Origin of the sequence: Micromonospora sp. KC213, assembly GCF_004348325.1 — a bacterium.
GTDB lineage: Bacteria > Actinomycetota > Actinomycetes > Mycobacteriales > Micromonosporaceae > Micromonospora.
In genome coordinates this window covers 73,894-86,220 of sequence record NZ_SMKF01000004.1, presented here as the reverse complement: position 1 = coordinate 86,220, position 12,327 = coordinate 73,894, and the positions used below count along the sequence as shown (strand labels likewise).

Sequence of the window (12,327 nt, the reverse complement as noted above, 5' to 3'; positions counted from 1 at the left end):
GCGGCGTGGGTCCTTCACGGCGGCGGCAGCGGTGCTCGGCACGCAGTCCGCGATTTCCCGGAAGATCAGCGCAACGGAGGCCGCAGCCGGGCAGCCCACTGTCCGCGCTGCGGCGCTCGCCCATATCTGGGTGAGCCTGCCGGCCCGGCCTCCGCACCCGCCACGCCTGCCCCAGAACGTGACCACGGCGGGCAGGGCGACTAACTGTTGCGGGGCAGGACGTTGACGGCGCGCTGCGCGTCACCGGATTCCGTTGTCGGGGTGATCGCCGTCGTAGGCCTGACGGGCTTGGGCGATGGCTGCGCGGTGTGCCAGTGACCAGTCGGCGAGTGCTTTGACGAGGTGGGTGAGGCTTGCGCCGGTTTCGGTGAGGCGGTAGTCGACCTGGGCGGGCACGGTCGGGTACACGGTCCGAAGGACGAGGCCGTCTCGTTCCAGGCGACGCACCGTGAGGGTCAGCATACGCTGGGAGATCCCGTCGATGGCGCGCTGGAGTTGGCGGAAGCGTCGCGGCCCATTGGCGAGTTCGACGATCACGAGAACCGACCACTTGTCACCCACCCGGTCAAGAACATCTCGGATGCCGCAGTCTGGGTGATCCGGCTGTCCGCATGGTTCGAGCTCGGCGGCTCCTGCGGTTACCTCAGTGTGCCTTAGTGACACGAGACTGCCTCCTTGTGAGCCGCCGGACGCGGGTTCAGGATCTCACCGTAGTTACTGAAGAGAACCACGACAGGAGACCGAACCGCAATGATCATGGTGACCGGCGCCAACGGACAGCTCGCTTCCCTGACACTCGCAGAGCTCGACAAGCGGGAGGTACCTGCCCTGGGAGGGAGTCGCACTCCCACCAGCGCACAGCGCCACCTTGACTTCGACGACCCCGCAACCCTCGACCTCACAGGCGTTTCGACCCTGCTCCTCGTCTCGGCCGGGTATGCCGAGGACGACCAGGTCATCGCGCGTCACCGGACTCTTCTCGACGCTGCTGGCCGCGATGGCGTGGCCCACGTGATTTACACCAGCCTGACCAGCGCCGGGGACCACCTCGGGTTCGCACTCGCCCACCGGGCTACCGAGCAAATGATCAAGACCAGCGGGCTCGCGTGGACCATCCTGCGCAACGGGCTGTACGCCGAACTCTTCGGTGCCTTGCTCGCCTGGACTCCCGACGGCTTGGAATCAGCATTCGGGACCGGCGCACTCTCCGTGGTACCGCGGGCCGACCTGGCAGCTGCCGCAGCCGTCGTCGCAAGCGAGCCCACCGCGCATGTCGGCAAGGTCTACGACCTGGTCGGCGACCCGATAACGGCTGGCGACATCGCCGATCGTCTCGGCGTCGCCCACCGTAAAATCGGACTGGGCGAGTACCGCAGCCGGCTACTCGGCAACGCCGACCTGCTGCCATTCCAGCCGCCGATGCTCGTCTCAATCGCCACCAGTGTCCGCCACGGTTTCCTCAACAACACCAGGCCCGACCTCGTGCGCCTGCTAGATCGACCGCTCACAGATCCACTCACCGTCGCCGCGGATGCCGCGGCCGCCATGCGTCCCGGCACGCACTGACACAGATGCTTCATCGCAACGCGCGACCTCGAACCGTGGGGATGCGAGCTCGTCCACCTGCAGGAGCTGATCATCGGCGATGCCGGGCAGGGTGTGGCAGCGCGCGGCGGCGATCCGGGCCGCCGCACCGGTTTCCGGCGCCGGCCGCGAGCTGGTGCTGCGCCACCCCGACGCCCCCGAGGTGGTGATCGCCGAGGCGGCGCTCGGCGCGCTGGTCTGGACCGACCGGCCAGCCGAGGCGCTGCCGGTGCTGCTGCGCTACGCCGACGGCGATCGGGCGCGCGTCGCCCTGTACGCGGCTGGCCGGGCCGCCCGGCACGCAGCCCCATCCCGGCTGCCGGGGATGCTCGGCGAGGTAATGACCGGCCGCGCGAAGACACCAGCCGGAAGGAAGCCGCCCGGCTGCTGGCCCGCCACGGACCCCCGCAGGTGATGAACACGCTGCAGTGGCCATGACGGATGCAGCAGGTCCGTCAGCCGCTGCGGCGCCGCGGCCACCGGGCCGTCGGCACTCGCCGAGCGTCGGATCTGTTCCACCGACGTCCTGGGCCAACGCTCCCCCGACGAGCCGCCAGAAACCGCACGACTCTGGCGAACTTCGCCGGGTCGTCCAGGATGTGCTCCGCGCACCATACGACGCGGCCTTTCCGTCGGAAACGGGGGCGTTGGGTGCACGGCCAAGGCCGTGGGTGAGAGACGTCCGGGAGCGGCTACCGCCGGTTAGCCGCCGCGTACGACGGCAGCGATAACGATCCAGCCTGAATGATCGGTGATTGTGGTCAGTGGGATGGCGGCGGCGCGACCGGACGGACCGCGGTGATCCCGGCATACTCCTGCCGGGTCGCGGCGAGCAGCAGCAGACACCAGCGGGCCTGGCACACGTCGGGCGCGGGGCCGACCCCGAGGCGGCGTCAGCCGGGGTGGGCGGGCGGCGCCACGCACACGGGTGGGCCGAGTCGCCGCGGCGCGCCGTAGTGCCTGCTCCGGTCACCGTGTTGTGCTGGCTGAGCAGCGCGTACTCCATGTCCGGGGTCGAGGGCCGGCGCGAGGCCAGGCACGGTCGCCGGTCCGACTTTCGCCGTGACCAACCCCTCCGCCGTCGTGCTCCTCGACCACAACCGCATGATCCGATGATCTAGATTGGTCACGACGCGCGGGGGATACATGACGGTTTTCGGCTGCAGGAGCTGCGACGCCACTCTGACGGTTCCGGTGTCGAGGGTGGCGCTGCCCGTCCACGCGGACCAGAAGTACGGCAACGGGCCGGGATCGCTCGCGCCGGCACTGGAGCCCGGCACGTTCGCGGTGAATCCGCTGCCCTCTGGTTCGCCATGGCGCCGGTGGGCCGAACTCGAAGCCGGTGAGGCCGAGGCGCTCGGCTGGTACGCGCCGAGGTTCAGCATCTCCGCCGGGCCGGTCGGCCGGGTGTTGCTCGCCCCCGGGGACGTCCGCGGCGCCGTCATCGACCCGGCGCTGGTCGGCGACTCCGCGTGCTGTGGCCTCGACGGCAGCGAGCCCAACATGGTCTGCGTCACCTGCGGCACGCCGGTGGCCATCCGGATCGACGACTGTAGCCTACGACAGGCGGTCTGGCTGGACCCGCTGACCACCCACGTGATCGAGGACGGTCCCGGCCCGCACCCGGTGCTCGACTGGGCGGACCTGATCGACCAGCGGCCCGGTATCCCGCCGTCCGAACCGGGCAGCGGCTGGGACCCGATGTGGGCGGCCACCGCAGCCTCGGCGCTGGCACACTTGCTGGCTGCCTCGGGCGGCGAACCGATCCTGATCCCCGATCACCAGGTCGCCGAGGTCTTCCGGCCCACTCTCGAGCGTCTCGTCGGCCCGGTCGGCACGGGGCCGGAGCGCACCCTCGTCCTGGCCGGACCCGGTCTTCCGGACGCCGACGCCGACTTCGCCCTTATCCCAGAACATCCGCAGACCGGCGAACTCTGGCCGGTGGCCCCGCCGGTGAAGCCGATCCCGCTGGCCTGGGACGCCTGGCGGCACCTCGCGTTCCACCAAGCCCCGAAGCCGGTTGGGCGGTCGGTCCCGATCCCGCCGGAGGCCCTGCCGGCACTGCTCCCGGGCTACCGGTTCGAGCCCGACGGCCCAATCTTCCTCAGCGTTCTGGCCCGACTGCCTGAGGTCAGGCAGCCACGGTTGCGTGCCATCTACGAACGAGGCCGCCCCTACAACCACACGTTCTACATCTTCTGACCGCCTGGCTCGCCGTGATAACGCCCTTCTTCCGGCGGGTTCACTCTCATCGGCGCACCCGGGGCGCAGGGCTCTGCCCTGCTTAATCACGTGCTGTGATGCCTGGTCGGCGGCAGATCCGTGCGTTCCTCACCGCCACTTGGCTGAACCTTCGGGCCGGTGGCCTTCGAACGTTCCACGGGCTCGCGTAGCACCGGACAGCGCGACAACCCCGAGCCCCGACCTCTTACCGGCCGGTGGCACCGTCGATGAGCTCGCGCAGGATGTCGGCGTGACCGGCATGCCGGACGGTCTCACTCGTCATGTGGGCGAGCACCCAGCGAAGCGTACGAGGGGCGTCACCGACCGGCTGCGTGGTGAGAACGTCAAGGCAAGCGGCTGCGCTGATGTGGGCATCGCTGTCGGCGATCGCAGCCCGGTAGCCGGCGATGATCTGATCCGGGGACCGGTCCGGCGCGACCACCATGTCCGAGTCGACGTCGGCGTAGCGCGGGTCGCCAGCGAACGTGTAGCCGAACCAGTACCTTTCGGCGTCGGTCAGGTGCTGGACCAGGCCCAGCAATGTGGTGTCGGAGACGACCAAGCGGCGCCGCAGCTGCTGCTCGTTCAGCCCGGCAACCTTCTTCAGCACGCATGATCGAGCGAAGGACAAGAAGGCGAGGTCGGTGTCGAGTTCGCCACCGTCGTTGCGCGGCACGGCTTCGCGTTGGGATTCGATCATGGGCCGACCTTACGCTGTTGTCATGGCGGAAGGCAGGCCGTGGACGTCGTCCGAGCCGGCCCGGCCAGTTGCCCGCTCATTGGCATGAGGGGATGTCACGTCTGGTGTTGGCCGCGACGGGTGCGTTCAGCCGTACCGTACTTGGTCAGCCGTAGCCCTCACCTGGCGAACGTTGCCGCCGCCCGCCGCGCGGTGGCCAGCAGCAGCACGGCGATTCCCATCCACCCGCCGATGAACAGGAAGGTCTTGGCCAGGGTGGCGAGTGAGTTGGCGAGGCTGAGCACGGTCAGCGGCTGCGGCTGCCCGGCGATCAGGAGCAGTGCGGTGAGGTTCTCGACGGCGTCGGCGGTCGGGGCGAGCACGAACGCGGCCGTCGTGCGCCGACCGAGCCGGTCGAGCCAGTCGCCGGGCGGCTGAGTACGCCATGCGAGCACGCTGAGCGCAGTGAAGAAGAGCAGCGTGCCGATGATGATGGTGATGTCGACGACCTGGACCCAGCCGAACAGGTCGAGCGTGCCCTTCGCCGCCAGCTGGTCCAGCGCGTCACGCTTGCCCGCCAGGTCGAAGGTGACCGGGACACCACCCCAGCCGGCACCCGGGTAGCCGACCCGGCTGAACAGCGCCTCGGTGAACGACCCGCCGACCATCATGACCAGGAAGCCGGCGACGCACCAGGCGCCCACGACGACAGTACGGGGGACGATTCGCAGGGTGACAAGTGGCTTCATGAGCCGTGACGCTACGACTGCGGCCACCGCACTACCATCGCCTCACGTTGCCGATACCTGGCGTCCGGTGACACGGGAGGGTGGCAGGTGGAAAGGACGGCCGAGGCGGGTGCGTCGGTCTGCGTCGCGGTGGTGGCGAACACCGCCCGGTCGCTGGTCGCGGTCGGGGCTGATCCGGCTGCCGTCGAGCGGGTGCTCGGATTCGCGGTCGACCGGTACATCGATCCGGATGCGCACGTCCCGCTCGCCGCGCTGGCGCGGCTCGAACGCGCGGCGCCGGACCTGACCGGCGACCCCGCGGTGGCGCTGCGGCTGGCCGGCCGATGCGCCAGCGACGGCAACGTCGGCGTGATCGGGCAGCTGGCGGCGCACAGCCCATCGCTGCGAGAGGCGCTGTGCCTGGCGGTCCGTCACGCCAACGTGCTCGGCACGGGTTTGCGGCTGGCGCTGCGGATCACGACCGGCCGGGCCGAGCTGAGCTACCACCGCACCGAGGCGGCCTCGCGCACGACGCAGGGCGCCGAACTGGCGCTCGGCGAGATCGCCACGACGCTCCGGTTTCTGGCCGACGCCGCAGACATCGACCTGCGCGCCGACTTCCGGCACGAGCGGCCCGGTCATGCCGCCGCCTACGCGGCGGTCTTCGGCGATCGGGTGCGCTTCGGTCAGGCAGAAGACCGGATCACGTTCGTCGCCGAACTCCTCGGCCGGCCGCCGCCCCGGGCGCAGAGCTACCTGTTCGCTGTGCTGCACGAGCACGCCGTGACACTCGCCGAACGCGTCGCGGCCACCGGCGCCGACAGCCGACAGGTGCGCGAGCACATCGTCACCCGACTGCCGCTCGGTCCACCCACCGCCGAGGCCACCAGCCGGGCGCTGGGGATCAGCCGGCAGACCCTCTACCGCCGGCTGCGGACCGAAGGCACCACGTTCGAGCAACTGCTCGACACCACGCGGCACCGGCTGGCCCTGGAACACCTCGGCAACCCCCGGTACACCCTGCACGAGATCGCCACCCTGCTCGGGTTCGCCGAGTACAGCTCCTTCCACCGCGCCGTGCGACGCTGGACCGGGCACAGCCCGCAGACGTACCGGCGTGGCATCGGCGTGCGATCCTAGGTTAGCCGCTGCCGGACCTGACCGACGTCAAAATGAATGCGGCAGGCGTGGGCCTCAAGGCAGGGGTTGGAGCTGGACCAGGCTCATCCAGTTGTCGCCATCGGCGCGGTACGTAGCCCGGACCCGGTACGTGCTCGGATGCAGATCGACCACGAGGTGGGTGCCCGGCTCCAACTCCGTTCCAGGCCACGCCGAATCGAACATCACGACTGTCCCGTCCACCACCCAGCGGACATCTCCATCCGCGTCCCACTCCACACCATCACCTACTGCTCGGCGTGCAGCCCCCATCAGCTCGTCTTCCTCGTACGCCGCCGCTCACCGAAGAAACAGCCGGTCGGAGGGAAGGTACGTCGTCTGCGCCGGCTCGTCGCCCAGAACAAGCGCCTGCCAGTGACCGATGGCGACCACGCCGATGTAACCGTCTACCGCGCATGCCCGGCCGTAGTCACCCCGGCCTTCCACCGGTCCATCCGTGCTACTGGCGCCGGTCCACAGCGACAACGCCGATTGCGCAGCGACGAGCAGCGGTCCACCGGCCGACGCAACCTGTTGCCGACCCTGACGGCGCAGGAGAACATCCTGCTGCCGTTGTCGACCGCCGGCCGCAGGCCCGACCGGGACTGGTTCGCCCAGGTCATCGAGACCGTGGGCCTCGGCGACCGGCTGTCGCACCGGCCGAGCCAGCTCTCCGGCGGCCAGCAGCAGCGCGTCGCCTGCGCCCGCGCTCTTGTCGCCCGCCCTGATGTGATCTTCGCGGACGAGCCCACCGGCAACCTCGACTCGCGGTCGGGCGCCGAGGTGCTGGGCTTCCTGCGCCGCTCCGTGCGCGACCACGGCCAGACCATCGTGATGGTGACCCACGACCCCAACGCCGCCTCCTACGCCGACCGGGTCGTCTTCCTCGCCGACGGGCAGGTCCGGGCCGAGATGCTGCTGCGCTGCGGGCACCGACTCCCCCGCGGCCGCGGCCGCACCCGCAACACGATCATCGCGGCCGATCGCTCGACCGCTTCGATCACGACATGGGACAGATGCGGAAGCAGCTTCATCAAAGTGGACAGCACCGCGGCGATCCTGGCGTCAGCTGCACGCAGCCACAGGATCAGCGACAGAGCCGCTGCATCTGCACACCGCGCCGAGTCCGGTCTACGTCCGGCGACTCACCGCCTGACAGCGGCAACCCACGTTGGTGACGCTGAGTCGAGAGAATGCCGGGCATCGTCAGTCGGTGCAGAGTTGGGCGTGCAGGGTGTCGCCGACCCAGCGTTGCCAGCGTTCGGTCGGCCAGCCGCGTTCGTGTACGAACACCAGGTACAACTCGGGGCTGAGTAGGCCGTACAGCAGGTCTGCGGCCTCCTCCGCTGTCACGTCCGGTTTCGCGTCCGGCTTGCCGATCAGCGCCTTGGCCGCGTGTTGCTGGACGACGTACCGCGGGTTGGCCTCCTGTGGCCATAGCGTGACGACTTCCGGGTCGCTCGCGGCTGCGGCCTGCAGCATCTTGCCGATGGGTGCCACCCGCTCCAACACGGATGTGGTACCGGCGACGTAAGCGCGCAGCATCGCTTGAGCGGTGTCGGCGGCGAGCGCATCGGTGTACCAGGGTCGGTTCATGGTGGCTACCGGCGCTTCGTCACCGGCAATCGTGACGTCGACTAGTTCCTTGAGCAGGGTGCGCTTGTTGCCGAAGACGAAGTAGATCGTCTGGACTGCGACGCCGGCACGGTCGGCGACGTCCTGCAGGTTCGTCGCGCCGTATCCGTCGCGCGTGAACAACTCGAGTGCCGCCTGCCGGATCCGTCGGCGTGTCTCCTCGGACTTCTGTGCTCGCTTGTTCGGCCGCTTGACATCACTCACAACTGGAGACTATATCTAGATTTCGTCACTAGAAGTCAACTCTAGAGAGAGAGTCTAGCAATGCCAGTTGTCACCGTCACCCATTTCCACATTGACTCCGCCGACGCCGGAGAGCTCCGGGCCCGCCACGCTGCCCTGGTCGCCGCGACCAGGGCAGCGGTCCCCGGTCTCACCGAAGCGCGGCTGGGCCGGATCGACGATGAGACCTGGGTCGGGATCTGGCGGTGGGAGTCGGCCGAGAGCCTGCGGGCGTCCCGTCAGGCGGTGCCGGGAAGCGCCGAGGCCACCGCGGCGTTCGCGCTGACCCGCGAACCGACGGTGAGCGACATCGAGATCCTCGACGAGCACTGACCCGTTTGCCGGCCCGGAACCTTGAGCCGGCGTTGCCCCGAATCGAGGACCTGACATGATCGAAATTGACGCACTGACCAAGGTGTACGGCACTGGCTGCTGCGCAACCTGCCCGTGCCGATCCTCGGGCGGATGCGCTTGTATCGGGTGCTGCGCCGCCCAACCCCGCCACCGGTCCATCAGCCACAGGGCGGCCGGCCGGCCAAGCACGGCGGCGAGTTCGCCTTCTGCGACCCGGCACCTGGGGCGCCGAGCAGGCGGTCACGGTCACCGACACCCGCAGCTACGGCCAGGCCCGGGCCCAGACCGGATCGGCTGCATCCGCGGCGACCCGCCGGGCCGGCTGGGTGGGCCACGGCGGGACGTTGCCGATCATCGCCGGCACGGTCATCCGGCTCACCATCCATCGAGCACCTGCCCAGCCGGGACACGTCGAAGTCGATCTGGTTGTGGTGGTCCAAGACCGAGGCCACCGCCGCCGACGTTGACGGGCTCGCATTGGATCCTGAATCGCGAGGACCCCGACATGTTCCAGCGGTCATCGCTGACGTCGAGCCCGATCGGATCAAGGGTCGTTGGAGGCGTCTGAGGATCGCGGGTCGACCTGGCGCAAGGATTTCGGCCAGGCTTCGAGCGCGGCCAGATCTGGCGGGTGATCGACGAGCACCTACGGTGAGCGTGGGGGCGCGAGCTGCACGGTCCACGTTCGGGCTGTCCCGACGACCGCAATTGCCCGGCAGAGGAGGTCGCAGCCCAACTTCGGACTTCCTTCTGCGAAGCCGCGGTTGATGAAGCTGATCGCTCTCGGGTGGTCACCCGTTTCAAGAGCATTCTCGAGCCCGCTGGCCAGGACCGCGGCGAGCGCGGCGTGAAAACTGTCTGCCCCTCTTTCGCGAAGAGTCTTGGCGGGCTCGCGCAATGGTGACGGAGAGACCGCGGGCGGGGCTAACACGAAAGTCATGTACTTCTCCTGTGGTTCGGTCTCACTTGATCAGGCCAGTCAGGCTGGCCGCCCACCTGCAGCCGCAAGGGCCTCGTCCTACCGCACCGGAGGAGAATTGCTGATTGTTTCCGGCAATGTGGTGGCTGACGACCTAAGCATGTCGCTGACGGGACGCCGACGCGGGTAGCTGGTCGTCGCCTTGAACGGATGCGGCATCGTCTGTCAGCATACTGAACTGTCGGTGGCGGTCGGATAGTCTGCCAACGCCCGTCCCTCACACCTCGAAGCTGTCCTGTGGACACTGTCGAGACCGCGCTGGCAGCACGCCCGGTAGGCGCTGGCCCGCCAACGACGTTGACGAACCGGTTCACCACCCACTCTACGCACACTACCCGCAGCGCTGCCGCTGCCAGCTCAGCGAGCTGGTTCCGGCGGCGATCAATGTGGCTCCCTCGGTGAGGATCGGCACGACCTCGTCTCGTGTCCACTGCCACGTCAGCCCGAGTGTCGCCCATCGTCCGAGCCTCGCCTGTCTGGGACCCGCAGCAGTCGTTGCACCTTGGGTTGAGCTGCTGCCCGACTCGACTGAGGGAGCCCGCGACAGCGCCCCTGTCCCTGGCATCCCCACTCGACTAGCTTCTATGACATGGCAACGACGGTGCTACGCGTCCGGCTCATCGGCGGCGACCGCATGGACGTCACGTACGACAAACCGGACGTCTCCGATGAGGACGAGCTTGTGGAACACGTGATCTCGACGTTGGCGCAGGACTCCGCAGAGCTGCGCACTAAGCACGGCGACCGGCTCGTCGTGCTCTACGGCCGAGGCGTGGCAGCGATCGAAGTCGCGCCTCGTGGTGCAGTGCTATGACGGAGGCCGCACGTGTGAAGCTGCGGCGAGCGCCAGGGTCTGTGCTATGGTTGCCCAGTTGCAGTTTTGATTTCCGTAGACGTTTCGGCGCCTGATGGGTTAACCAAAACCCATCCAGGTGCTTTTTTTCGTTTTCGTGTCGGTTCCGGCGCGGGTGATCAACGCGGCGGCGCGCGAGTCCGCACAGTGCGGGCTCCAACAGCCTGCGAAGGAGCAGACATGGCTACAGGTACCGTGAAGTGGTTCAACGGCGACAAGGGCTTCGGCTTCATCAGCCAGGACGGCGGCGGCGCCGACGTTTTCGCCCATTTCTCCGCAATCTCGGCGAGTGGCTTCCGCAGTCTCGAGGAGAACCAGCGGGTGGAGTTCGACATCACTCAGGGCCCGAAGGGCCCGCAGGCGTCGGATATCCGCTCGCTCTAACCCACGCACTGCCGCAGGCGGCCTGACTGGTTCAGCAGGCCGCCGTTCGGCGCATCTATCATCATTTGTTCAGGCTCGTTTTGTGATGTCTCGTGGCCTGCGGCCCGTGCCTTCCCTGCTACGTGCCGTTCCAGGAAGGCATAACATGACCGCGATCACCACGTCACCGCGTACACCCGACACCCACCCGGCAACGGTCGTCGACAGGCTCAGCCCCAGCCGGCACCCGGTTGCCGGCGCTCCGCGTTTGCAGAGCCTGACCCCTGCCGCGGCCTACGGTCGCATGGCACAGTTTCTTGCTCCGTGCACCGCGGAAGACGAGAAGCCCGCGCCCCGTGCATCCGACTGCGGTGAGGTGGCGATGCATCGATTGCGCCACCCGTTCACCCTCGCAGCCGACACGACGCCAAGATCCGGGCAGCCGACAAGCAGCTACGCCAGCTCGTCACCGAGCACGGCAACACTCTGACGCTCTGGCGGCAGGATGACACCGCAACCGCCGTCTTCACCGATCGGGTTGATGCCCTGTCCAGGGTTCTGACGCTGGAGTCTGGTGTGGTGCACAAGCAGACCTATACACGGACAAGCCCAGCTCGTATGCCCGCTGGGAAGCCACCGTGCTGTCCCAGATCGCGGACCTGGCCGACTTCGCCGATCAGGAACCGCTGAACCGGTACGCCCGGTTCGGCATCGACGCGCCCCGTCCAGCCAGGTGTGTGCGTGCCACGGACCTGCGCTGAGTACGAGTAGCCACATCCGGCAGGAGGCGGCCGGGGCCCGGCCGACGTCCAGGAGGCGTTGGCGGCGCCTCGCACCCGCGGGTCGTGCAGCTCACGTCGCTCGACGGATCATAAATCTCTTTCAGCGGCCCATGCCGATCGCCCATGCCGATCATCCGGTGAGATCGCCCGCCCGCCACGCCGTCGAGGCGTTGCAGGCCATCTGGATGAATGCTCACGCTAGCTGCCGATCCTCGTGGTCGACGACGAGGGCGACGACTCACCGGGCGGCGACTCCGGGATCTGACGTTGTCGGTGACTGGACGCGCAGGCGTCAGCGGAACGAACTGGCCGACAAAGTCCCGACCTGGCGAGCGCGTTCGCGGCCGGGTTCGCTGTAAGGGACACGTCGGGCTCTGGCACCGCCCGTCAGTGCACCCGGGCCGCACCGTCGGGATGTCAGCGGCCCGCGTACTCGCCGGACGCCGGCTCCACGATCGTAATCTCTCACCGGCAGGAACGGCGGCGACGCGCCACACAGTCTGTGGTCGACGCTCGCGCCACCTGGCACCCTGAATGCCGATGAGAGTGCGTCAATCACGCGCCGCCAGCCGGCTACCGGCGGACGTACGTGCGGAACTGCTGCGCCAGCTTGCTGAGGGTATCCACATCAGCGCGGCCGCCGAACTGTTGATCATGAGGACCGGTCCGTGTCTGCGCTGGTCGGCGTCGCAAGCGACGTTCACAGATGGCTCCAGAGGGCGCCGCTCGCTGCCGGAGCCGCATAGTAGCTGGCCAGAGCCATCTCG

At 68.4% G+C, this 12,327-nt stretch carries 12 protein-coding genes and 2 pseudogenes; 9 read left to right on the top strand and 5 right to left on the bottom strand.

Annotated features, from left to right (window positions below; all coding sequences use genetic code 11):
* Nucleotides 1-240 precede the first annotated feature (240 nt).
* A complete protein-coding gene (locus tag E1166_RS02330) occupies nt 241-561 on the bottom strand; it encodes a helix-turn-helix domain-containing protein (RefSeq protein WP_243710100.1) in 321 nt (106 codons plus the stop codon).
* A 189-nt stretch (nt 562-750) separates the two neighbouring features.
* On the opposite strand from E1166_RS02330, the gene E1166_RS02325 reads away from it, so the two are divergent.
* From E1166_RS02325 to E1166_RS02315, 3 genes are all read left to right on the top strand, one after another.
* Entirely contained in the window at nt 751-1,566 is an 816-nt protein-coding gene (locus E1166_RS02325; protein WP_132335333.1) for an NAD(P)H-binding protein, read from the top strand.
* Nucleotides 1,567-1,645: 79 nt separating this feature from the next.
* A complete protein-coding gene (locus E1166_RS02320; RefSeq protein WP_243710098.1) occupies nt 1,646-1,999 on the top strand; it encodes a hypothetical protein in 354 nt (117 codons plus the stop codon).
* 731 nt (nt 2,000-2,730) lie between these two features.
* Nucleotides 2,731-3,786 carry a hypothetical protein gene (locus tag E1166_RS02315; protein ID WP_132335331.1) on the top strand — a complete coding sequence of 352 codons (1,056 nt, stop codon included), beginning with the start codon at nt 2,731-2,733 and terminating at the stop codon, nt 3,784-3,786.
* A gap of 226 nt (nt 3,787-4,012) precedes the next feature.
* Here E1166_RS02315 and E1166_RS02310 read toward each other — a convergent pair whose 3' ends face one another.
* Nucleotides 4,013-4,507, bottom strand: coding sequence for a DinB family protein (locus E1166_RS02310; RefSeq protein ID WP_132335329.1), 495 nt, complete (start codon nt 4,505-4,507; stop codon nt 4,013-4,015).
* A 158-nt stretch (nt 4,508-4,665) separates the two neighbouring features.
* The gene (locus tag E1166_RS02305) at nt 4,666-5,235 is read right to left on the bottom strand and encodes a hypothetical protein (protein WP_132335327.1); all 570 of its coding nucleotides are present in this window, start codon (nt 5,233-5,235) and stop codon (nt 4,666-4,668) included.
* Nucleotides 5,236-5,322: 87 nt separating this feature from the next.
* On the opposite strand from E1166_RS02305, the gene E1166_RS02300 reads away from it, so the two are divergent.
* A complete protein-coding gene (locus E1166_RS02300) occupies nt 5,323-6,354 on the top strand; it encodes an AraC family transcriptional regulator (protein ID WP_132335325.1) in 1,032 nt (343 codons plus the stop codon).
* A gap of 54 nt (nt 6,355-6,408) precedes the next feature.
* Here the strand turns inward: E1166_RS02300 and E1166_RS31725 are convergent.
* Nucleotides 6,409-6,858 (bottom strand): annotated as a pseudogene (locus tag E1166_RS31725) (Imm21 family immunity protein).
* A 36-nt stretch (nt 6,859-6,894) separates the two neighbouring features.
* On the opposite strand from E1166_RS31725, the pseudogene E1166_RS02290 reads away from it, so the two are divergent.
* A pseudogene (locus E1166_RS02290) lies at nt 6,895-7,290 on the top strand (ATP-binding cassette domain-containing protein); the annotation flags it as partial.
* Between the two features lie 288 nt (nt 7,291-7,578).
* On the opposite strand, the gene E1166_RS02285 reads toward E1166_RS02290, so the two are convergent.
* Entirely contained in the window at nt 7,579-8,211 is a 633-nt protein-coding gene (locus E1166_RS02285; protein WP_132335323.1) for a TetR/AcrR family transcriptional regulator, read from the bottom strand.
* A gap of 60 nt (nt 8,212-8,271) precedes the next feature.
* Between E1166_RS02285 and E1166_RS02280 the strand changes: the two genes are divergently transcribed.
* From E1166_RS02280 to E1166_RS32435, 4 genes are all read left to right on the top strand, one after another.
* Complete coding sequence (locus E1166_RS02280; protein ID WP_132335321.1) at nt 8,272-8,562, top strand: antibiotic biosynthesis monooxygenase; 291 nt, start codon at nt 8,272-8,274, stop codon at nt 8,560-8,562.
* A 1,589-nt stretch (nt 8,563-10,151) separates the two neighbouring features.
* Nucleotides 10,152-10,376 carry a hypothetical protein gene (locus E1166_RS02270; RefSeq protein WP_132261043.1) on the top strand — a complete coding sequence of 75 codons (225 nt, stop codon included), beginning with the start codon at nt 10,152-10,154 and terminating at the stop codon, nt 10,374-10,376.
* A 219-nt stretch (nt 10,377-10,595) separates the two neighbouring features.
* Nucleotides 10,596-10,799 (top strand): cold-shock protein, encoded by a 204-nt coding sequence (locus E1166_RS02265; protein ID WP_121398059.1) that lies wholly within the window; start codon nt 10,596-10,598, stop codon nt 10,797-10,799.
* Nucleotides 10,800-11,416: 617 nt separating this feature from the next.
* Entirely contained in the window at nt 11,417-11,539 is a 123-nt protein-coding gene (locus E1166_RS32435; protein WP_279433202.1) for a hypothetical protein, read from the top strand.
* Nucleotides 11,540-12,327 lie beyond the last annotated feature (788 nt).

What these genes read in the sequence shown, in the direction of transcription:
- E1166_RS02325 (WP_132335333.1), top strand. Translation starts at nt 751, where the DNA reads ATGATCATGGTGACCGGCGCCAACGGACAGCTCGCTTCCCTGACACTC.
- E1166_RS02320 (WP_243710098.1), top strand. Translation starts at nt 1,646, where the DNA reads ATGCCGGGCAGGGTGTGGCAGCGCGCGGCGGCGATCCGGGCCGCCGCA.
- E1166_RS02315 (WP_132335331.1), top strand. Translation starts at nt 2,731, where the DNA reads ATGACGGTTTTCGGCTGCAGGAGCTGCGACGCCACTCTGACGGTTCCG.
- E1166_RS02310 (WP_132335329.1), bottom strand. Translation starts at nt 4,507, where the DNA reads ATGATCGAATCCCAACGCGAAGCCGTGCCGCGCAACGACGGTGGCGAA.
- E1166_RS02305 (WP_132335327.1), bottom strand. Translation starts at nt 5,235, where the DNA reads ATGAAGCCACTTGTCACCCTGCGAATCGTCCCCCGTACTGTCGTCGTG.
- E1166_RS02280 (WP_132335321.1), top strand. Translation starts at nt 8,272, where the DNA reads ATGCCAGTTGTCACCGTCACCCATTTCCACATTGACTCCGCCGACGCC.
- E1166_RS02270 (WP_132261043.1), top strand. Translation starts at nt 10,152, where the DNA reads ATGGCAACGACGGTGCTACGCGTCCGGCTCATCGGCGGCGACCGCATG.
- E1166_RS02265 (WP_121398059.1), top strand. Translation starts at nt 10,596, where the DNA reads ATGGCTACAGGTACCGTGAAGTGGTTCAACGGCGACAAGGGCTTCGGC.